Origin of the sequence: Sphingomonas sp. R86520, from assembly GCF_042466285.1 — a bacterium.
Lineage (GTDB): Bacteria > Pseudomonadota > Alphaproteobacteria > Sphingomonadales > Sphingomonadaceae > Sphingomonas.
Genome location: NZ_JAXHBZ010000001.1, coordinates 2,814,224 through 2,834,072 on the forward strand (window position 1 = coordinate 2,814,224; position 19,849 = coordinate 2,834,072).

Annotated in this window: 20 protein-coding genes; 13 read left to right on the top strand and 7 right to left on the bottom strand. The window is 66.3% G+C overall.

The window, feature by feature from the left end:
• Positions 1-3 precede the first annotated feature (3 nt).
• Positions 4-1,182 carry an efflux RND transporter periplasmic adaptor subunit gene (locus SJY41_RS12785; RefSeq protein WP_380782249.1) on the bottom strand — a complete coding sequence of 393 codons (1,179 nt, stop codon included), beginning with the start codon at positions 1,180-1,182 and terminating at the stop codon, positions 4-6.
• Positions 1,183-1,392: 210 nt separating this feature from the next.
• On the opposite strand from SJY41_RS12785, the gene SJY41_RS12790 reads away from it, so the two are divergent.
• On the top strand, positions 1,393-2,121 hold the full coding sequence (locus tag SJY41_RS12790; RefSeq protein ID WP_380782251.1) for an SIMPL domain-containing protein: 729 nt from the start codon (positions 1,393-1,395) through the stop codon (positions 2,119-2,121).
• A 180-nt stretch (positions 2,122-2,301) separates the two neighbouring features.
• On the opposite strand, the gene SJY41_RS12795 is transcribed toward SJY41_RS12790, so the two are convergent.
• The 3 genes from SJY41_RS12795 to SJY41_RS12805 form a co-directional block, all read right to left on the bottom strand.
• Positions 2,302-2,559: a GlsB/YeaQ/YmgE family stress response membrane protein gene (locus SJY41_RS12795; protein WP_380782252.1), complete on the bottom strand. Its 258-nt coding sequence runs from the start codon at positions 2,557-2,559 to the stop codon at positions 2,302-2,304.
• Between the two features lie 93 nt (positions 2,560-2,652).
• Complete coding sequence (locus SJY41_RS12800; RefSeq protein ID WP_380782254.1) at positions 2,653-2,952, bottom strand: DUF1153 domain-containing protein; 300 nt, start codon at positions 2,950-2,952, stop codon at positions 2,653-2,655.
• A gap of 103 nt (positions 2,953-3,055) precedes the next feature.
• The gene (locus tag SJY41_RS12805; RefSeq protein WP_380782256.1) at positions 3,056-3,283 is read right to left on the bottom strand and encodes a hypothetical protein; all 228 of its coding nucleotides are present in this window, start codon (positions 3,281-3,283) and stop codon (positions 3,056-3,058) included.
• Positions 3,284-3,479: 196 nt separating this feature from the next.
• Here SJY41_RS12805 and mnmA point away from each other — a divergent pair, with 196 nt between their 5' ends.
• Complete coding sequence (gene mnmA / locus SJY41_RS12810) at positions 3,480-4,598, top strand: tRNA 2-thiouridine(34) synthase MnmA (protein ID WP_380782258.1); 1,119 nt, start codon at positions 3,480-3,482, stop codon at positions 4,596-4,598.
• A gap of 37 nt (positions 4,599-4,635) precedes the next feature.
• Complete coding sequence (locus tag SJY41_RS12815) at positions 4,636-4,884, top strand: UvrB/UvrC motif-containing protein (RefSeq protein WP_056412271.1); 249 nt, start codon at positions 4,636-4,638, stop codon at positions 4,882-4,884.
• Between the two features lie 461 nt (positions 4,885-5,345).
• On the opposite strand, the gene SJY41_RS12820 is transcribed toward SJY41_RS12815, so the two are convergent.
• The 3 genes from SJY41_RS12820 to pdxH form a co-directional block, all read right to left on the bottom strand.
• Entirely contained in the window at positions 5,346-6,137 is a 792-nt protein-coding gene (locus tag SJY41_RS12820) for a PhzF family phenazine biosynthesis protein (protein WP_380782260.1), read from the bottom strand.
• Between the two features lie 69 nt (positions 6,138-6,206).
• Entirely contained in the window at positions 6,207-7,154 is a 948-nt protein-coding gene (locus SJY41_RS12825) for a cation diffusion facilitator family transporter (RefSeq protein WP_380782262.1), read from the bottom strand.
• A complete protein-coding gene (gene pdxH / locus SJY41_RS12830; protein WP_380782264.1) occupies positions 7,151-7,729 on the bottom strand; it encodes a pyridoxamine 5'-phosphate oxidase in 579 nt (192 codons plus the stop codon). Before pdxH ends, SJY41_RS12825 begins: the two co-directional genes overlap by 4 nt.
• Before the next feature lie 113 nt (positions 7,730-7,842).
• Here pdxH and SJY41_RS12835 point away from each other — a divergent pair, with 113 nt between their 5' ends.
• The 10 genes from SJY41_RS12835 to aroC all read left to right on the top strand — a co-directional run bounded on the left by SJY41_RS12835 (position 7,843) and on the right by aroC (position 19,849).
• Positions 7,843-8,724: a Ku protein gene (locus SJY41_RS12835; RefSeq protein WP_380782266.1), complete on the top strand. Its 882-nt coding sequence runs from the start codon at positions 7,843-7,845 to the stop codon at positions 8,722-8,724.
• 192 nt (positions 8,725-8,916) lie between these two features.
• The gene (ligD, locus tag SJY41_RS12840) at positions 8,917-11,445 is read left to right on the top strand and encodes a DNA ligase D (protein ID WP_380782268.1); all 2,529 of its coding nucleotides are present in this window, start codon (positions 8,917-8,919) and stop codon (positions 11,443-11,445) included.
• Positions 11,446-11,864: 419 nt separating this feature from the next.
• Complete coding sequence (locus SJY41_RS12845) at positions 11,865-14,336, top strand: circularly permuted type 2 ATP-grasp protein (RefSeq protein WP_380782270.1); 2,472 nt, start codon at positions 11,865-11,867, stop codon at positions 14,334-14,336.
• 169 nt (positions 14,337-14,505) lie between these two features.
• Positions 14,506-15,399 (top strand): transglutaminase N-terminal domain-containing protein, encoded by an 894-nt coding sequence (locus tag SJY41_RS12850; protein ID WP_380782271.1) that lies wholly within the window; start codon positions 14,506-14,508, stop codon positions 15,397-15,399.
• Between the two features lie 93 nt (positions 15,400-15,492).
• Positions 15,493-16,428: a DnaJ C-terminal domain-containing protein gene (locus SJY41_RS12855; protein ID WP_380782273.1), complete on the top strand. Its 936-nt coding sequence runs from the start codon at positions 15,493-15,495 to the stop codon at positions 16,426-16,428.
• 6 nt (positions 16,429-16,434) lie between these two features.
• Positions 16,435-17,400 carry a YihY/virulence factor BrkB family protein gene (locus SJY41_RS12860; RefSeq protein WP_380782275.1) on the top strand — a complete coding sequence of 322 codons (966 nt, stop codon included), beginning with the start codon at positions 16,435-16,437 and terminating at the stop codon, positions 17,398-17,400.
• 8 nt (positions 17,401-17,408) lie between these two features.
• On the top strand, positions 17,409-18,200 hold the full coding sequence (fabI, locus tag SJY41_RS12865) for an enoyl-ACP reductase FabI (RefSeq protein WP_380784143.1): 792 nt from the start codon (positions 17,409-17,411) through the stop codon (positions 18,198-18,200).
• 35 nt (positions 18,201-18,235) lie between these two features.
• Positions 18,236-18,448, top strand: coding sequence for a DUF4160 domain-containing protein (locus SJY41_RS12870; RefSeq protein WP_380782277.1), 213 nt, complete (start codon positions 18,236-18,238; stop codon positions 18,446-18,448).
• Complete coding sequence (locus tag SJY41_RS12875) at positions 18,432-18,785, top strand: DUF2442 domain-containing protein (RefSeq protein WP_380782279.1); 354 nt, start codon at positions 18,432-18,434, stop codon at positions 18,783-18,785. Before SJY41_RS12870 ends, SJY41_RS12875 begins: the two co-directional genes overlap by 17 nt.
• Positions 18,782-19,849 carry a chorismate synthase gene (gene aroC, locus SJY41_RS12880; RefSeq protein WP_380782281.1) on the top strand — a complete coding sequence of 356 codons (1,068 nt, stop codon included), beginning with the start codon at positions 18,782-18,784 and terminating at the stop codon, positions 19,847-19,849. The genes SJY41_RS12875 and aroC overlap by 4 nt, the downstream gene beginning before the upstream one ends.

Sequence of the window (19,849 nt, forward strand, 5' to 3'; positions counted from 1 at the left end):
ACCTCAGCTCGCTTTCTTCGTGACCGGTTTCACCTTCTGCCCGGGGGCGAGGAAGCCGCCCGCGGACAATACCACGCGCTCGGTGCCGTCGAGCCCGCCCAGGATCGTCACGCCCGCATCGGAAACCTGGCCGATCCTGATATCGCGCCGCACCACCTTGTCGTCCGAGCCGACGACATACACGAAGCTGCCCTTCTCGTCGCTCTGCAACGCCGAATCGGGCAGCAGCGGTGCCTGGGTCGCGCCACCGACGATCGTCGCCGCGGCAAAACCGCCCGGCCGGAGCGCAGGATCATACGCCACCGCGATCCGCGCGATGCCTTGGCGGCTCTGCGGATCGATCACGGGCGACACCTGCCACACCTGGCCGGCGAAGCCCTGCGTCGTACCGACCGGCACCACCGTCGCGCGGGCGCCGGCATGGAGCCCGGCGAGATCGGCTTCGCTCAACTGCGCGCGCATTTCCATCTGGCCGTCTGCCGCCATGCGGAACAGTACGCCGGTACCGGCCCCCACAACCTGGCCCGATTCGACGCCGCGCGTGAGCACGAGGCCCGCCGCCGGTGCGCGGATATCGAGTCGGCCGTTGCGCGCCCGCGCTTCGCCGAGCGTCGCCTGCGCCACCTTCACGCGCGCGGCGGCGGCGTCGCGCGTCGCGGCCTTGCGCTGAAGATCGGCCTTCGAGATGAACCCGCGATCGACCAGCTGCTGGGCACGATCGAGTTCGGCCTGCGCGATCGTCTCGTCCGAGCGCGCCACGCTGACCGAGGCGGCCAGCGATGCCGCGGTCTCGGTCTGGACCGAGCGATCGACCGTCGCGAGCACCTGGCCCGCCGCGACCCACTGGCCCGGCTCGACCAGCACGCGGGTGATCATGCCGCCCTCGCCTGCGACGCCGACCGGCATCTCGCGACGGGCGGCAATCGTGCCGGTCGCGGCAATCGTGCGGTCGACGACCTTGCGTCCCGGCACGACCACCGAAACGGTCGGGACCTGCTCGACCACGGGGCCGGCGGCGACGGGTTTCTTGCCGGACTTGAACGCGAACACCGCGGCCACGATCGCCAGGACCAGGACAACCGCGATGACGATGTTGCGACGGCGATGCGAGGGGGCCGTATAATCGGGAAGCGCCAGCTGCTCCTCGCCGTCAGTGCCGATCGTCTTCGTCTCGTAGTTCATGCGCGCCTTAATCCCCGTTCCGACCGGCCCTATCGCGACCCGCAGCACTCTTCTCAAGCTGTATTATCTGAATAAGTCACCGTGCTCAAGCCCCTCGGCGAGCGCGGGCCGGATACATGCTTCGATTCCGATCCATCCGCAATGGCGTTCAGCTTGCGTTGACCTCGACGGGGGCACAGGCACGCGCATCGTTCTTCGGGAGACGCAACCATGAATACCACTTCGTTACTGGCGGCCATCGCAGCGCTGCCACTGGCTGCCGCCGCCAACGCCCAGACCGCGCCGTCGACCGTCGAGGCGATGGTGCCGGCCGCCGGTACCGTGCTCGACGTGACTGCCGAGGGGCACACCACGCGGACGCCGGACCTCGCGACGATTCGCGCCGGTGTGGTCTCCCAGTCGCCGACTGCCGCGGCCGCGCTTTCGGACAATGCCCAGCGCATGGGCAAGGTGCTGACCGCACTGAAACAGGCCGGCGTCGCGCCGCGCGACATCGCGACGTCGTCGGTCGGCCTCTCGCCGCAATACCGGTATGCCGACAACCAGCCCCCGGTGATCACCGGGTACCAGGCGACCAATACCGTCTCGGTTCGCTTCCGCGACGTCGCCAAGTCCGGCACGATCCTCGATACGCTGGTAGCGCAGGGCGCGAATCAGATAGACGGTCCGAACCTGTCGATCGACAAGCCCGAGACCGCGCTCGACGAAGCCCGCACCGACGCGATCGCGCAGGCCAAGCGCCGGGCCGATCTCTACGCGAAGGCGGCAGGGCTGCGGGTATCGCGGATCGTGTCGATCGCCGAATTGGGCCAGGATACCGGCGGCTCGCCGCAGCCGATGTTCATGGCACGCGCGGCGATGGCCAAGGACAGCACGCAGATCGCGCCCGGCGAGAAGGACGTGACGGTTACGCTGTCGGTTCGGTTCCTGCTGAACTGACGCCTGGCGCCCCCCCTGCCTGGCACGTGCCGGGCAGGTACGCTCCCTTTCCCGCAGGACGAGGGAGAGACGTGACTGCGGCGACCGGCGATGACGCGGTGTCTTCTGTCATCGACACATGAAAAAAGGGCCGCCCGGTTGCCCGGACGGCCCTTTCACTTCGCGTGACGAAGCGAACTCTTAGCGGACGCTGCCGCGACGCACGAGGTTCACGATCGCAAGCAGGATGATCGCACCCAGCAGCGACACGATGAACGAAGTCAGCGTCAGCGGCGCGTTGTTGATCGAGCCACCCGACAGGATCAGGCCACCGATAAAGGCGCCGACGATACCGACGATGATATTCAGGAAAATGCCCTGCTGCGCATCGGTGCGCATGATCATGCTGGCAATCCAGCCAATGACGCCACCGATGATCAGCCAAAGAATGAGACCCATGATATTTTCCCTCCGTTGAGCCCGTATCCGGGCGATGGCGGAAAGACGTGCGAGCGGGGTTTTTTGTTCCGCTCGCGTTTTGAGTTTAGCGGATCAATACTTTTGTTGACGCTCGTACAGCGACTTATAGTGCTGAATACGCGTGACCCGAAGTCCAGGCATACCCGAGCGATCGATGGCGCGCTGCCAACCGGCGAATTCCTCGACCGTCAGACCATAGCGCGAGCAGACGTCGTCGACGCTCAGCAAGCCGCCGTTTACCGCGGCGACGACCTCGGCCTTGCGGCGCACGACCCAACGCGTGGTGCTGGGCGGGGGCAAACTGTCCAGCGTCAACTGCTCGCCGAGCGGTCCGATGACCTTGCCGGGGCGAATTTTATGATTCTCGATCATTTAAAACCTCTGATCGGGGCCGGCGGCCCCTTCTCGATACGCACACACGACACATAGTCGCAGGTCTTGAAGATCGGCTGAAACGCCGCGGTAAACAGCATCTTCATTCGTCCTTCCACCGGGTTAAAGCCGCTGCCATCGGCCCGTTGAACGCGCCGTGAAGCGGCGCGAACAATTTGGAATCGATCGTCGTTCTCGCAAAGCTGGCTTGTACCACCGCAGTCGGGCTCGCTGCCTGCCGGGCGGCGATACCGACGATCAGGACCGCGAGGTCACCGGGAAGAACGGTGACCTCAGCATCACGATCAAAACGGGGGAAGCTAAGGTCCAACTGGGTACTCGCGACAACGTCTGGGAGGTCCGGTATAGAGCGAGGGGGTGAAGGGACCGTAAAACTGTCGAACGAAGTTTACGGCGTTGTCGCTTTTTTCCAATGACTGGTCGTGTTTTTCCGTCGACTCGTCCTGATACAGATTAAACGGTGCATCTTTTTGCAACGGACGCCTTGGGCGCTTATGTAGCGCGCCATGAACCAGACCGATTTTCAGCTAGGGTCCGACGGCAGTTCGATGGCCGGAAAGCGTATCGTCGTCGCGATGTCGGGCGGCGTCGACAGCTCGGTGGTGGCGGCGCTGGCGCATGCGACCGGCGCGGAGACGATCGGCGTTACCCTGCAGCTCTACGATCACGGCGAGGCGGTCGGCCGTGCGGGCTCTTGCTGCGCAGGGCGCGACATCCGCGATGCGCGCGCGGTGTGCGACCGGCTCGGGATCGCGCATTACGTATTCGATCACGAGACAAGCTTTCGCGAGCAGGTGGTCGACAAGTTCGCCGACGAATATCTCGCCGGTCGCACGCCGATCCCCTGCGTCCAGTGCAACATGGGGCCGAAATTCACCGACCTGCTGAAGCTCGCGCGCGACTTGGGCGCGGATTGCTTGGCGACCGGGCATTATGTGCGCCGCGTCGAAGGCGCGCACGGGGCGGAGTTGCATCGTGGTGCCGATCCTGCGCGCGACCAGAGCTATTTCCTGTTCGCGACCACGCAGGCGCAGCTCGACTATCTGCGCTTTCCGTTGGGTGGCCTGCCCAAGGCCCGCGTGCGCGAGATCGCGGCGGAACTGGGGCTTGGCGTCGCGGCCAAGCCCGACAGCCAGGATATCTGCTTCGTGCCGGACGGCGATTATGCCGGGCTGGTGAAGAAGCTGCGGCCCGAGGCGGCCGAGACGGCGGGCGACATCGTCGATCTCGGCGGTGCGAAGCTCGGCGAGCATCGCGGGCTGATCCACTTCACCGTCGGCCAGCGCCGCGGGCTGGAGATCGGCGGGAGCCCCGAGCCGCTCTACGTCGTCCGCGTCGAGCCCGCGACGAAGCGCGTCGTGGTCGGTCCCCGCCGGGCGCTCGCGGTCGAGGCGGCACGGATGACCGACATCAACTGGCTGGGCGGGGACTTCGCTGGACCATTGACCGCCAAGGTACGGTCGATGGCCAAGCCGGTTCCTGCCCGCCTGGTCGGCGACCGCGTGGTGTTCGATACGCCCGAATACGGGGTCGCGCCGGGCCAGGCGGCGGTATTGTACGCCGGCGAGCGCGTGCTGGGCGGTGGCTGGATCGCGGAAACGCAGGCGGCACTCGCAGCCGCCTGACGCGCAGCCCTTAACGGTTTCACGCGTTGAGCGCGACATGGATATCGAAGACCTCCGCCGCCAGATGGAAGCCGCCGCCGCCGCGATGGACTTCGAGACTGCGAGCCGCTTGCGCGACCAGATCAGCGTGCTTCGTGGTGGTGGCGATGTCGCGGATACGGCTGGACTGACGCGTCAGCAGCCGGGGGCGATGGGCCTGGGGACCAGTCAGCAACGGATGACACCGCCGCCGGGGTGGGTGAAGCCCAAGAAACCCGATCCGATGACCAAGGGGCGGAAGCGGTAGGCGCTTCGGGCCACTGCCTCAATTACACTCTGCTGGCAGTTGGCCATTGCCCACTTAGCTCTCCCAACCGTCATCCCAGCGAAAGCTGGGATATCAGCGTGCGGCTCCCGTCATCTGCCCCGCAGGAGACCCCAGTTTTCGCTGGGGTGACGAGTTTGGTTCGGGTGACGGGCTTGGTTTGGTCGACGGGCTTGGTTTGCGTGGCGGGTCTGGTTTGGGCGGCGGGTCTGGTTCGGGCTGCGGGTCTGGTTCGGGCGGCGGGCCTGGTTCGGGCGGCGGGTCTGGTTTGGCCGACGGGTATGGTTTGGGCGACGACCCGCGGGCGTAACAGGCTCAGGCTAATGACGGTGTCCGTTGACGATCGCTTGGCGGTAGGCGGCATCAATGCCTCCGACGCCTTAAGTGGTCGGAGGGTGCAGTTCCGTCGAGGAGCGGGTTGCCGCTCCCCGATCATCCTCGCCTCACGGCAGCAGGAACGTACCCTCGATCGTCGTCACGCACGCTCCGCCCAAGACCACGCGGTTGCCCTCAAGCCGGCATGTCAGCTTCCCGCCCCGAGCGCTCGCCTGGAACGCGGTGAAGCTGTCGCCCAAGGCTGGTGCCCAATACGGCACCATGACCGCATGCGCCGAGCCGGTCACCGGGTCCTCGTCGATCGCGTAATAGGGCGTGAAGGCACGGCTCACGATACCGGTTGCCGCGCCTCGGGCGGACACGATGGCCACGATCGGGAATTTCGCCAGCGCGACGAAGTCGGGCTTCAGATCGCGCACGATGGCTTCGTCGTCGACGATCACCAGCGCATAGCCCTTTTCGTGCCACAAGGTCTCGACGGGCGAGGCGATGTTCAGCGCCGCGACGATCTCCGGCATCGCCTTTGACGCAGGCGCCCAGGCGGGCAGTTCCAGCGTGTACCCGCTATCCGCCCGCGCGACCTCCAGCATGCCCGCCTGCCGCGTCCGGAACCGGACACGGTCGAGCGCGGTGTCGGACGACAGCACGAAATGCCCGCTCGCCAGCGTGGCGTGGCCGCACAGCGCGACTTCAGCGCCGGGCGTGAACCAGCGCAGGTCGAAATCGACGCCCTCCTCGTCCGACGCGACGATGAAGGCGGTCTCGCTCAGATTGTTCTCCTGCGCGATGTCGAGCAGCACATCGTCGTCGAGCCATGTCGACAACGGCATCACCGCGGCTGGGTTGCCCCCGAACGGCGTGTCGGAAAACGCATCGATCTGCGCGAACGGTATTCTCATGACCCGAACCCCTTAAACCCGCTTGCCCAACCCTGAACGGGCAGGCCTGCTCGCTGAACCCCGAGCGGGTCAGACCCGCTTGCTGAACCAATGCGGCGTCACGTCCGCCTCGACCAGCGGATTGTCGGTATCGACATGGCCCTCGGGATCGAGATGGATGAGCACCTCGACCTTCGGAAACGCCGCCCGCAGATTGCGCTCGACCGCCTCGACGATGTCGTGCGCGTTGGCGACGGTCAGGTCGCGCGCCACCTCCATGTGGAACTGCGCGAAATCGTGGCTTCCCGAGCGCCGCGTGCGGAAATCATGGATGCCGCGGATGCCCGTCTGGCGTGCGGCGACGTCAAGAAACTGCGTGCGCAGATCCTCGGGCCATTCCTTGTCCATCAACTGGTCGATCGCGTTCGACGACGCCTGGAACGCACCCCAGGCCAGCCACAGCGCGATGACGATGCCGAAGATCGGATCCGCGCCGCTCCACCCGACATATTGATCGAGCACCAGCGCGACGATCACCGACCCGTTGAGCAGCACGTCGGACTGATAATGCACATTGTCCGCCAGGATCGCGACCGACCCGGTCTGGCGGATGATCTTGCGCTGATAAGCGAGCAGGAACACCGTCGCGACGATCGCGATGATCGACACGCCGATGCCGAAATCGGCACCGGTGGTCGGCGCCGGATGGTTGAATGCGAGGATCGCGCGCCAGGCGATGCCGACCGCCGACGCGGTGATCAGCATGACCTGGAACAGTGCCGCGAGCGCCTCCGCCTTGCCGTGGCCGAAACGGTGATCGTGATCCGCCGGCGTCGCCGCCAGCCGCACGCCGTACAGCGTCACCAGCGAGGCGAGCAGGTCGAGCGCGGTGTCGGCGAGCGAGCCGAGCATCGCCACCGAGCCCGTCGACCATGCCGCAAAACCCTTCAGCAGCAGGAGGAAACACGCCATCGCGACGCTGGCGAGCGCCGCGCGCGTCGCTAGCGGGATGAACTTGCGGCGTTCGTCCTGCGTCATGGGAACAGCAGCCCTTCGCTCCAGCCGCCGTTCTCGCGCGTGAACAGCCGGCGTTCGTGGAGGCGATGCGCGCGGTCCTGCCAGAGTTCGATGCGGTCGGGTGCGATCCGGTAGCCGCCCCAATGCGGCGGGCGCGGCACGTCGCTGCCCTCGAACCGCGCCTGCATCTCGGCGAAGCGGCGCTCGAACGTTTCGCGCGAGTCGAGCGGACGGGACTGATCCGAGGCCCAGGCGCCGAGCTGCGAGTCGCGACCGCGCGAGGCGAAATAGGCATCCGACTCGGCGTCGCTGACCAGGCTCACCGCGCCCTCGATCCGGACCTGGCGGCGCAGCGACTTCCAGTGGAAGAGCAAGGCGGCGTACCGGTTGACGGCGAGGTCGCCGGCCTTGCGGCTTTCGCGGTTGGTGTAGATCACGAAACCATCGGGGCCATGGCCCTTGAGCAACACCATCCGCACCGACGGGCGGCCCTCCGCATCGGCGGTGGCGAGTGCCACCGCATTGGAGTCGTTGATTTCTGTGGTCCGCGCCTCGGCGTACCAGGCATCGAACAGCGCAATCGGATCTTCGGACATGGCGGTGCCATAGCGAAACTTGCGCCCGAGCGAAACCGCGGGAGGGAACGACTCTGCCCTGCCGATGATTGATTACGCAATCGAATCGTTTCCGCAACGAAGGAACACTGACGGTGGCAGCACGCGCGTATTGGCAGGGGCAGATCCGGCTGGCTTTGGTCTCGATCCCGGTCGAGATTTATTCGGCGACGAAATCCGGCGCGGCGGTGTCGTTCAAGCAGATTCACGAGCCGTCCGGCCAACCGATTCATTACGACAAGGTCGTCACCGGTATCGGCCCGGTCGATGCGGACGAGATCATGAAGGGATATGAGGTCTCGAAAGGCGAATACGTCTTGCTGGAGCAGGATGAGATCGATGCCGTGAAGCTGGAATCGAAGAAGACGCTCGAGCTGACGCAGTTCGTCGATGCGAGCGAGATCGACGTGCTCTATTACGAGAAGCCGTATTTCGTGGTGCCTGCGGACGACCTGGCGGAGGAGGCGTTCATCGTTTTGCGCGAGGCTTTGAAGCGGACGAAGAAGGTGGGCTTGGGCCAGCTCGCAATGCGCGGCCGCGAATATGTCGTGAGCCTGAAGCCGTGCGGGCGCGGGATGGTGCTGGAGACGCTGCGCTACGCCGATGAGGTGCACAAGGCGCAGGGATATTTTCGCGAAATCCCCGACGACAAGCCGTCCGAGGAACTGCTCGAACTGGCGGAGGCGCTGATCGAGAAGCGCAGCGCGGACTTCCATCCGCAGGAGTTCCACGATCGCTACGTCGATGCGCTGAAGGATTTGATCGAACGCAAGCGCAAGGCGAACGGGAAGAAGATCATCGAGGACAAGGACACCGGCGAGAGGACGGGGTCCAACGTGGTCGACCTGATGGCGGCGTTGAAGAAATCGATGGAGAAGAGCGGGGGTGCGGCGGAGAAGGCGCCGGCGAAGAAGGCCCCTGCCAAGCGGGCGCCGGCCAAGACCGTTGCCAAAACCCCAGCCAAGAAACGTGCGTAACCCCCTTCCTTGTTCCCCCACGAAGGCGGGGGCCCAGACTGGACTCCGGCCTTCGCGGGAGAACAAGCTTGCTGACCTCTCGATGCTCCACCCCGTCATCCCAGCGAAAGCTGGGATCTCCCCGTTGCAGACCGTGCCCCTGCCGCGCGAGGTCCCGGCTTTCGCCGGGATGACGAAGACGGGACACTATTGATGGCCACGCCCCCAGATCCCCTCGCGCTCTACAATTCCAAGCGGGACTTCGCGAAGACCGCCGAACCCGCGGGCACGCTGGCGCCCGGTAACGGCAACAGCTTCATGGTGCAGAAGCACGACGCGACGCGGCTCCACTGGGATTTCCGCCTGGAGATTGACGGCGTCCTGAAAAGCTGGGCGGTCACGCGCGGCCCGAGCGTCGACCCGAACGAAAAGCGCCTCGCGGTCCGTACCGAGGACCATCCGCTGAGCTACGCCACGTTCGAAGGCACGATCCCCGCCGGCGAATATGGCGGCGGCACGGTTATGCTCTGGGACCGCGGCACGTGGTCGCCGATCAAGGGCAAGTCGGCGAAGGACCTCGACAAGGGCCACCTCCACTTCGTCCTTGATGGCGAGCGGATGAAGGGGGAATGGCTGCTGATCCGGCTGAAACCGCGCGCGAAGGAGAAGCGCGAGAACTGGTTGTTGCGCAAGATCGACGATGCGGCGGCGGGGGGGACGGATACGCTGGTCGAGGAGGCGCTGACGAGTGTTTCGACCGGGCGGACGATGGTGGAAATCGAGGAGGGGAAGCCCGCCCCTAAATCCAAACCCAAACCGTCATCCCGGCGGAAGCTGAAATCGCAAGCGGCAAGTGCGGGACAGGAGCCGCGGGAAACCCCAGCTTCCGCTGGGGTGACGAAGAGGGGGCGGGGCGCAGTCGCCAAGCTGCCTGACTTCCGCGAGTTGCAGCTTTGTACGCTGGTCGACGCCGTCCCTACCGGCTCGGCCTGGCTGCACGAGGTCAAATATGACGGCTACCGCGCACTGGTCTCCGTCGCGAACGGCAAGGCGAAGGTTTTTACCCGCACCGGGCTGGACTGGACCGACAAGTTCGCGGCGATCGCCCACGCTGCTGCCAAGCTCCCAGTCGAATCCGCGCTGATCGATGGCGAGATCGTCGCGTTCAAGGACGGCCATCCTGATTTCTCGACGCTGAAGGACGCGATCTCGGCGAGCGGCGACATGACGTTGTTCGCGTTCGACCTGCTTGAACTCGACGGCGAAGACCTGACCGGTCTTGCCAACCTCGATCGCAAGGCGCGCCTGCAGCCGTTGATTCCAGAGGACGAAGACCGCCTCCGCTACTCAGATCACGTCATCGGCGCGGGCGAGCAATTGTTCGCGACGATGTGCCGCGAAGGCCTGGAAGGCATCGTCTCGAAGCGGGCCGATGCGCCCTATGCGGGCAAGCGGACCAAAGCGTGGCTCAAGGTCAAGTGCACGCACCGCCAGGAGTTCGTCATCGTCGGGTGGCTGCCTTCGGACAAGAAGCGCGGGTTCAAATCGCTGCTGCTCGGTGTGCGCGAGGGCGAAGGCTATCGTTATGCGGGTAAGGTCGGCACCGGTTTCGACCAGGCGTTGATGGACGAGATCCGCGACAAACTCGACGCGCTGGAGAGCAAGACGCCGACGGTGGAGGCGCCACGCGCGGCCGTTCGCGGCGCGAAATGGGTGACGCCGAAACTGGTCGCCGAGGTCGCCTTTGCCGAGGTGACCCCGGACGGCGTGCTGCGCCATTCGAGCTTCATCGGCCTGCGCGAGGACAAGGCGGCGGAGGACGTCGTCGCCGAGACCCCGGCCCCGTTGCCCGATGCCCCGGCTGGAAACACGGCGCCCGAGACGAGCATAAAGGTCAGCAGTCGGGACCGCGTGATCTTCGACAAGTCGGACGTCACCAAGGGCGATCTCGCCGACTATTACGTCGCGGTCTCGGGCATCATGCTGCCGTTCGCGGGCAACCGCCCGATCAGCCTCGTCCGCTGCCCCCAAGGGCGGTCGCGCGCGTGCTTCTTCCAGAAGCACGATGCGGGCAGCTTCGGCGATGCGGTGCATCAGGTGCCAATCCGCGAGAAGGACGGCTCGACCGAGGACTATCTGTATGTCGACGATGCCGACGGCCTGGTCGCGTGCGTGCAGATGGGGACGATCGAGTTCCATGGCTGGGGCTCGTCGAACGCGACCCTGGAAAAACCCGACCGGCTGGTATTCGATCTCGATCCCGACGAGGGGCTCGACTTTGGCGACACGAAGAAGGCCGCCGAGCATTTGAAGAACCAGCTTGCGGAACTGGGGCTGGTCAGCTTCCCGATGCTGTCGGGGGGCAAGGGCGTGCATGTCGTCGTGCCGCTGACTCCCGAGGCGGAATGGCCGGCGGTGAAGGATTTCGCCGACCGGTTCGCGCGGGCGATGGCGGGGGCGGATCCGGAGCGCTTCGTCGCGACGATGGCCAAGGCCAAGCGCAAGGGGCGGATCTTCATCGACTGGCTTCGTAACCAGCGCGGCGCGACTGCCGTCATGCCGTATTCGGCGCGGGCTCGGGCGGGGGCACCGGTGGCGGTGCCGGTGTCGTGGACCGAGTTGCGGGATATCGAGACGGCTGCGCGCTGGGGTGTGAAGGATGGGGCCGAGTTGATCGCTCGGGCGGGTTCGCGGGCGCTGGAAGGGTGGGGTGTGGCGGATCAGGTGTTGCCGGATTTGTAAGTGACGCCCCTTCCCGCGACCACCCCGGCGGAGGCCGGGGCCCAGTTGGGGGACGTCGCTAATAGACGGCAGCGCTCTGTTACGACCACCTTTCCAACTGAGCCCCGGCCTTCGCCGAGGTGGCTGAGCGCGTCGGGCGTCTTTCACTTCTCCCCCACCCGGCACTACCCTGCCGCTACCCCTGCCCACGCGTCATCCCAGCGAAAGCTGGGATCTTAATGGGGCGAGCGTTGCGTCCGCCAAGCGGAATATCCCAGCTTCCGCTGGGATGACGGGTCTGGTGTGGGATGAGGCAGATGCAGCCGATGCGGCAGGCGCGATGATGGTGAAGCGCGATCCAACTCCGCGCTTTTATGTTGCACCGCCGCGTCGAAAGGTGAAACACCGCCGCCACTGATCGGGGGCACCAAGGCATGGAAATGGCGACGCAATCCGCGCCCCTGTTCGACGCGACGGTCCATGCCGAGCGCTGGATTGCCGACTATTGCGCGCGCAGCACCGGCGCCGACGTACTCTGCAAGGACGCGGACCCGGCCTGGTCCGCGATGTTCGCCGAGCTCGCGACGGTCGCGTCGGACGATCTCGGCCATGCTCGTGAACGCGTCCAGCGTCACGCGGTCGACATCGGCACCGGCTTCCGCATCGCCGACGAACCCGATGAGCGTCCCTGGCCCGTTTCGCCCGTCCCGCTGCTGATCGAGGCCGGCGAATGGGCGGCGATCGAGCGCGGCGTGATCCAGCGCGCGACGCTGATGGAGACCGTGATCGCCGACCTGTACGGCGAGGGCAAGCTGGTCGCCGACGGCCACATCCCCGCGGCGCTCGTCACCGGCAGCCCGTTCTTCCTGCGGCCGATGGTTGGCCTCGACCCGCCCGGCGGCCGCCACCTCGATTTCATCGCGATCGATCTCGGCCGCGGCCCGACCGGCGAGTGGCGCGTGCTCGCCGATCACCTTCGAGCCCCTGCCGGCGCCGGCTATGCGCTGGAGAACCGCCTAGCAGTCAGCCGCACGCTTGGCGGCCTACAGGCGCGGCTCAACGTCCAGCGGCATGCGCCGTTCTTTGCCGCGTTTCGCGCCGGGATCGCGGCGATGTGCAAGCGGACCGACCCGCGGATCGGGCTGCTGACGCCTGGCCGGTTCAACCCGAGCTATCCCGAGCAAGCGCATCTGGCGCGCTATCTGGGGCTGTTGCTGGTCGAAGGCGCGGATCTCGCCGCGCTGGAGGACAAGGTGTATGTCCGCACCATTGGTGGGCTGAAGCGGATCGATGCGCTGTGGCGGCGGCTCGATCCCCGCCTGCTCGATCCGCTGGCGTTCGACACGCATTCGCAGATCGGCGTGCCGGGGCTGATCGATGCCTATGCTGCGGGCAACGTCGTGCTGTCGAACGCGCCGGGCTCGGCCGTGCTGGAGGCGCCGGCGTTCTCCGCGTTCCTGCCGCAGCTTGCGCGGTCGCTGCTCGGCGAGGAACTCGCGCTCCCGAACATCGCGACATGGTGGTGTGGGCAGGACGGCGCGCGCGCGCAGGTCGAGGCGAATTTCGATCGCCTGCTGATCGGCCCCGCCTTTCACGCCGCTCCGTTGGGGCTCGCCTCCGGCCCCACCGCCGGCGCCGATATTACCGGCGGTGATCGCGCGCGGCTGCTCGCGGACATGGCGCACCGGCCGCAGGATTATGTCGGCCAGGAGATGGTCCAGCTCTCGACCATGCCGGTCGTGGTCGGCGATGCGCTGGTGCCGCGGCCCTTCACTCTGCGCGTCTTCGCGGCACGCGGCGGCGACGGCGAATGGATCGTGTTGCCCGGCGGGTTCGCGCGAATCGGCGAGCATCCAGACCCGCGAGCCGCGGTGATGGGCGAAGGCATCTGGTCCGCGGACGTTTGCGTCTACGGTGCCGAGCCGGTCGCGCCCGTTTCGCTGCTGACAGCGCCCGATTCGCTGCACGTGCGCCGCAATCCGGGGACGTTGCCGAGCCGGGTGGCGGACAATTTCTATTGGCTCGGGCGGTATCTGGAGCGCGGCGAGGCGTTGCTCGGCGCGATCCGGGTGATGCTGGGCAATTCGATCGACGTCGATGGCGGGGCGGTGCTGTCGCCCAATACGGTCGGCAAGCTGGTCGGGCTGATCGTCGGTGCCGGCAGCGCGCCGCATCCGCCGTCGCTGCGTCGTGCCGACCTGACGGCGTTCGCGCGTTCGGCGATGGAGGACGAACACTGGCAGTCGATCCTGACGCTGAACCGCCACGCACGCGAGATCGGCGAGGGTTCGCGCGATCGGTTGTCGGCGGACATGGTGCGGCTGCTCGAAGCGCCCTTCCCTACCCACCGTGGCATGCTGGAGCGCGCGGGATCGCTGCAACGGCGCTATGCCGCGATCGCCGGGCTGTCGGCGGAGCATATGGGGCGGACGGCGGCGTGGCGGTTCCACGATCTCGGGCGGCGGATCGAGCGGGCGATGGCGATGGCGCGCGCGATCCGCTTGTTCGGGATGCCGGGCGCGTCGCCGGATGACCTGTCGGTGCTGCTCGACCTCGCCGACAGCCAGATCACCTATCGTCAGCGCTACCCCACCGGGATCGCGCGGGTCCCGGTGATGGACCTGGTCGCGCTCGATCCGGGCAATCCGCGCAGCCTCGCCTTCTCCGCCGAACGGATCGCCGCGCGGCTGGCGGAACTGCCGGTGCTGAGCGACGACGAGATGGCCGAGCCGCAACAGGCGCAGGCGACGGCGTTGCAGGCGATCGTCGCGACTGCTTCCGCGGCGGAGCTGAACGCGGAGACGCTGGGGGATATAGAACGGCGCTTGGGCGCGGTATCCGATGCGCTTGCGCGGCGCTATTTCCTGCAAGGCGCCGAGCCGTTGCGGACCAGCGGGCTGACCTTGGCGTGAGCGGCGGCGTTGGCGTGCGCAACAGACTCCCTCTCCCCTCCGGGGAGAGGGTCGGGGTGAGGGGCGGCCAAGCAGTGCTCCGCCTGGAACAGCCCCTCACCCCAGCCCTCTCCCCGGAGGGGAGAGGGGGTAAGAAGAGGACCGCCCTTTCCTCGATACGGAGCGGATCATGATCTACGACATCCGCCACGTCACGACGTTCGACTATGGCGCCAGCGTCAAGTTCGCGCGGTGCAATCTGCGGCTGAAGCCGATCGACTGGCCGGGGCAGCGGCTGGACAGCTATGCGCTGTCGGTCCACCCGGCCGGGCGTACCAGCCCCGCGCGGGCCGAGGCGGGGCTTGCCAACGTCACGCGGCTGGTGGTCGACACACCGGTGCGCCACCTGACGATCGAGAGCCGGTCGCGCATCACTGTGGACCGACTCGTGCCGGTACCCGACGCCAGTGATCCGACGTTGGCCGATATTGCGGCGATGGCGCGGGCGAGCACCGATCTTTCGGCCGCGAGCCCGGCGAACTACATCTATCCCTCGCCGCTGATCCCGCTCGACCAGGCGATCGCCGACTATTGCGCGCCCGACCTCGATCCGTCGCGTGGCGCGCTCGAGGCCGGGATCGCGCTTGCGCGGCGGATCCAGGAGGAGTTCGTGTTCGATGCGGACGCGACTCTGGTCGATACGCCGCCACACGAGGCATTCCTGCAGCGCAAGGGCGTGTGCCAGGACTTCGCGCAGATCATGATCACGGGCTTGCGCGCGGCGGGCCTGCCCGCGGCGTATGCGTCGGGCTATATCCGGACGATCCCGCCCGAGGGTCAGCCCCGGCTCGTCGGGGCGGACGCGACTCATGCCTGGGTCCTGCTGTGGTGCGGGCCGGTGCGCGGCTGGGTCGGGGTCGATCCGACCAACGGGATCTGGATGGCGAGCGACCACATCGTCATGGCGGTCGGTCGGGATTATGCCGAGATCGCGCCGGTCGACGGCGTGGTGCTCGGATCGGGCGCGCAGAACATGGACGTCAGCGTGGACGTGGCGCCGCTGGACGAGTCCGCGGCGGTGTAGGATGCGTTGGCGGCGGGCGCCTTCGGCATGCCCGCGATTGCGTTGCGCGGCCCCTCGCCCCACATAGACGCGCAAGACAAAATGGGGACGTAAGTGGCCGATCCGTACAAGACCCTGGGTGTAGCGCGCGACGCGACCGAAGCAGACATCAAGAAGGCGTATCGCAAGCTCGCCAAGGAGCTTCACCCCGATCGCAACAAGGACAATCCGAAGGCGTCGGAGAAGTTCAGCGTGGTCACCAACGCGTACGACCTGCTGAACGACAAGGACAAGCGCGCGCGCTTCGACCGCGGCGAGATCGACGGCGACGGCAACCCGGCCGCGCCGTTCGGCTTTGGCGGCGGGGGCGGCGGGCGTCCCCAGCCCGGCGGCTTCCGCAGCGAGGGCTATGAGTCCGGCGCCGGCGGCCCCGACATGAGCGACATCTTCGAAGGCCTGTTCGGCGGCGCGCAGCGTGGCGGCGGCGGCGGTTTTTCGAGCGGCTTCGGGCGTCGTCCGCAGCCCAAGGGCGAGAACGTCGCCTATCGCCTGCAGGTGCCGTTCGTTGAAGCGGCTACGCTCGAGCCGCAGCGCGTGACGCTCGCTGATGGCAAGACGCTCGACCTGAAACTGCCCGCGGGTGTCGAGACCGGCACCCAGATGAAGCTCGGCGGCAAGGGTGAGCAAGGCTTGGGCGGCGCCGGCGATGCAATCCTGACGATCGAGGTCCAGCCGCACAAATTCTTCACGCGCGACGGCGACGACGTTCGCCTCGACCTGCCGATCACGCTGGCCGAGGCCGTGCTGGGCGGGTCGATCAAGGCGCCGACGGTCGACAAGCCGGTGATGCTGACGATCCCCAAGGGCACCAATTCGGGCAAGACGCTGCGCCTGAAGGGCAAGGGTTTCCACAAGAAGAACGGCACGCGTGGCGATCAGCTCGTGACGCTGATGATCGACATTCCCGCGGACGATGCGGCACTTACCGCCTTCGTCGAAAGCTGGGATGGACGCGAGGCCGGGAACCCGCGGGGGGCCATGGGCGTCTGAGCCCACGTGAACGACAGTCCCCTAACGCCCGAAGCGCGCGCCCACCAACATGGTGGCGCGCGCACCCGTCTCAACCGCGGCATGGCGAAGGTCAGGCCGGGCAGTTACGCGTTCGAGATCGTCAAGCGATCCGCGCTGGGAGTGTTCAACGACGGGTTCATTCACGCCGGCAACCTCGCCTACCTCGCGCTGATGACGCTGTTCCCGTTCTTCATTGTTGCTGCCGCGATCCTGTCGCTGTTCGGGCAGAGCACCGAGACGGTCCGCGCGGTCGAGAGCTTCCTCCACGTCCTGCCGCCCAACGTCGCCGACCTTTTGCGCAAGCCGATCAGCGACGTGCTGGCCGCGCGTACCGGCTCGCTGTTGTGGCTCGGCGGTCTGGTCGGACTGTGGACGGTCGGCAGCTTCGTCGAGACGATCCGCGACATCTTCCACCGCGCTTATGGGCTGAAGGCAACGGCACCGTTCTGGAAATCGCGGCTTGGTTCGTCGTTCGTGATCGTCTGCTCGGTGGTGATCGCGCTGCTGTCGTTCCTAGTGCAGGGCATTCTCACCGCTGCCGAACAGTTCATCTATCGCCTCGTCCCGTTCGCGCAGGATGCGGCCGGCTGGGTCGGGCTGTCGCGCCTTATCCCTGGTCTGTTCATGTTCGGCGCGCTGTATCTGCTGTTCTATTCGGTGACGCCGTCGCGCTATCGCTACTCGAAATGCCGGAAATGGCCTGGCGCATTGTTCACCACGGCCTGGTGGGTCAGCGCCACCGCGTTGCTACCGCTCGTCCTGTCGCGGCTCGGTGGCTACGACCTGACCTATGGCAGTCTGGCAGGCGTCGTCATCATGCTGTTGTTTTTCTATGTCATCGGGCTCGGGCTGGTATTCGGCGCGCATCTGAACGCGGCACTGGCGGAACCCCCCGAAACCACGCTAGAGCAGCCGGCTACGAACGGACAGACAACAGAGGCGACGGCGTGAACGGTTTGATGGCGGGCAAGCGTGGGCTGATCATGGGCTTGGCGAACGACAAGTCGCTGGCCTGGGGGATCGCCAAAAAGCTGTCCGAAGCGGGTGCGGAGCTCGCGTTCAGCTACCAGGGCGAGACGATGGAGAAGCGCGTCCGCCCGCTCGCCGAGCAGCTGGGCGTCGCGCGGTTGTTCGATTGCGACGTCTCCGACATGGGTGCGCTCGATGCGACGTTCGACAAGCTGGCGCAGGAATGGCCGACGATCGACTTCGTCGTCCACGCGATCGGCTTTTCGGACAAGAACGAGCTGCGCGGGCGGTTCGTCGATACCAGCCTCGACAATTTCCTGATGACGATGAACATCTCGGTCTATTCGTTCGTCGCGGTCGCGCAGCGCGCCGCCAAGATGATGACCGAGGGCGGCTCGATGCTGACGCTGAGCTATTACGGCGCCGAGAAGGTGATCCCGCATTACAACGTGATGGGTGTTGCCAAGGCCGCGCTCGAGACGAGCGTGCAGTATCTCGCGGTCGACCTCGGCCGTGACAACATCCGCGTGAATGCGATCTCGGCGGGTCCGATCAAGACGCTGGCGGCGAGCGGGATCGGCGATTTCCGCCTGATCCTGAAGTGGAACGAACTGAATTCGCCACTGAAGCGCAACGTGACGATCGACGACGTCGGCGGTGCGGGGCTGTATCTGCTGAGCGACCTGGCGAGCGGTGTCACGGGCGAGACGCACCACGTCGACGCGGGCTACAACGTGATCGGCATGAAGGCCGAAGACGCGCCCGATATCGCACTGGTTTGATGCCGACGGTGCTCCGGCTACATGGCCTGCGGTTCATGATCTTTCTCGACGATCATGCACCAGCGCATGTCCATGTACTTGGAGACGGCGAAGCGAAGATCGAGATCGGAGGCGACGGGGGCGTTCCGCGCATGATATATGCGGAACGGCTAAGCGGAGCGATGCAACGGCGCGCGCTCGCTGCTGTTGCCGAGAACCGAACAATGCTGCTGATGAGATGGGTCGAAATCCATGGCCGAACTGACTGACGAAGACATTCTGGCTGCGAACGAGCGCGGTCGTATCGAAATGGCGACCAAACCGCGAGCCCAGGCTGCGCGGTATGATCGCGATCAGGATCGTATCGTGGTCGACCTAGTGAATGGATCGACGTTCGCGTTCCCACCGCGCTTGTTGCAGGGTTTCGATCGAGCGACGTCGGACGAGATCGCGGAAGTTGAAATCCTGGGCGTCGGGTTTGGCCTGCACTGGGAGTCGCTCGACGCCGACTTTACCGTGGCAGGACTCATGGCCGGCCGTTTCGGCACGGCACGCTACATGGCGGAGCGGTTCGGCGCCGCCTGGGACGCGGTCGCAGCGGAATGAGCTTCAATACGTTTGGACGACTGTTCCGCTTTACCACCTGGGGCGAGTCTCACGGCCCTGCGCTCGGCGCGGTCGTCGACGGGTGCCCGCCGGGGATCCCGCTGACCGAGGCCGACATCCAGCCTTGGCTCGACAAGCGTCGCCCCGGCACCTCACGCTTCACCACGCAGCGGCGCGAGCCCGATACCGTCCGCATCCTGTCCGGCGTGTTCGAGGGCCGCACGACGGGCACGCCGATCAGCCTGATGATCGAGAATGTCGACCAGCGATCGAAGGATTATTCCGACGTCGCCAAGGCCTATCGCCCCGGTCATGCCGACTATGCCTATGACGCGAAGTATGGTTTTCGCGATTTCCGTGGCGGTGGCCGCTCGTCCGCGCGCGAAACCGCCGCACGCGTCGCGGCAGGTGCAGTGGCACGTCTGGTCGTCCCGCAGGTGCGGGTCCGCGCCTGGGTCGAGGCGATCGGTGGCGACGCGATCGATCCTGCCAACTTCGACGATGCGCAGATCGACCAGAACCCGTTCTTCTGCCCCGACGCCGGCGCCGCACTTCGGTGGGAAGCCCTTGTCGACGCTGCGCGGAAGTCCGGCTCGTCGCTGGGTGCGGTGATCGCGTGCGAGGCGACGGGGGTTTCCGCGGGCTGGGGCGCGCCGCTGTATGCCAAGCTCGATTCCGAACTCGCGTCGGCATGCATGAGCATCAACGCGGTCAAAGGCATCGAGATCGGCGACGGATTCGCCGCTGCCGCGCTATCGGGCGAAGCGAACGCCGACCCGATGCGGCCGGGGGTAGAAGGTCCCGAATTTCTCGCCAACCATGCAGGCGGGATCGCCGGCGGCATCGCGACCGGCCAGCCGATCCGCTTACGCGTCGCGTTCAAGCCGACCAGTTCGATTCTCACCCCTGTCGAGACGATCAGCCCGACCGGCGAGGCCACGACGATCGCCACCAAAGGCCGCCACGATCCCTGCGTCGGGATCCGCGGAGTCCCCGTGGTAGAGGCGATGGTGGCGCTGGTTCTGGCCGACCAGGCATTGTTGCACCGGGGTCAGTGCGGCTGA

Bases quoted from the DNA above. Each gene is read 5' to 3' on its own strand.
- SJY41_RS12785 (WP_380782249.1), bottom strand. From the start codon at position 1,182: ATGAACTACGAGACGAAGACGATCGGCACTGACGGCGAGGAGCAGCTG.
- SJY41_RS12790 (WP_380782251.1), top strand. From the start codon at position 1,393: ATGAATACCACTTCGTTACTGGCGGCCATCGCAGCGCTGCCACTGGCT.
- SJY41_RS12795 (WP_380782252.1), bottom strand. From the start codon at position 2,559: ATGGGTCTCATTCTTTGGCTGATCATCGGTGGCGTCATTGGCTGGATT.
- SJY41_RS12800 (WP_380782254.1), bottom strand. From the start codon at position 2,952: ATGATCGAGAATCATAAAATTCGCCCCGGCAAGGTCATCGGACCGCTC.
- mnmA (WP_380782258.1), top strand. From the start codon at position 3,480: ATGAACCAGACCGATTTTCAGCTAGGGTCCGACGGCAGTTCGATGGCC.
- SJY41_RS12815 (WP_056412271.1), top strand. From the start codon at position 4,636: ATGGATATCGAAGACCTCCGCCGCCAGATGGAAGCCGCCGCCGCCGCG.
- SJY41_RS12820 (WP_380782260.1), bottom strand. From the start codon at position 6,137: ATGAGAATACCGTTCGCGCAGATCGATGCGTTTTCCGACACGCCGTTC.
- SJY41_RS12825 (WP_380782262.1), bottom strand. From the start codon at position 7,154: ATGACGCAGGACGAACGCCGCAAGTTCATCCCGCTAGCGACGCGCGCG.
- pdxH (WP_380782264.1), bottom strand. From the start codon at position 7,729: ATGTCCGAAGATCCGATTGCGCTGTTCGATGCCTGGTACGCCGAGGCG.
- ligD (WP_380782268.1), top strand. From the start codon at position 8,917: ATGGCCACGCCCCCAGATCCCCTCGCGCTCTACAATTCCAAGCGGGAC.
- SJY41_RS12845 (WP_380782270.1), top strand. From the start codon at position 11,865: ATGGCGACGCAATCCGCGCCCCTGTTCGACGCGACGGTCCATGCCGAG.
- SJY41_RS12850 (WP_380782271.1), top strand. From the start codon at position 14,506: ATGATCTACGACATCCGCCACGTCACGACGTTCGACTATGGCGCCAGC.
- fabI (WP_380784143.1), top strand. From the start codon at position 17,409: ATGGCGGGCAAGCGTGGGCTGATCATGGGCTTGGCGAACGACAAGTCG.
- SJY41_RS12870 (WP_380782277.1), top strand. From the start codon at position 18,236: ATGATCTTTCTCGACGATCATGCACCAGCGCATGTCCATGTACTTGGA.
- SJY41_RS12875 (WP_380782279.1), top strand. From the start codon at position 18,432: ATGGCCGAACTGACTGACGAAGACATTCTGGCTGCGAACGAGCGCGGT.
- aroC (WP_380782281.1), top strand. From the start codon at position 18,782: ATGAGCTTCAATACGTTTGGACGACTGTTCCGCTTTACCACCTGGGGC.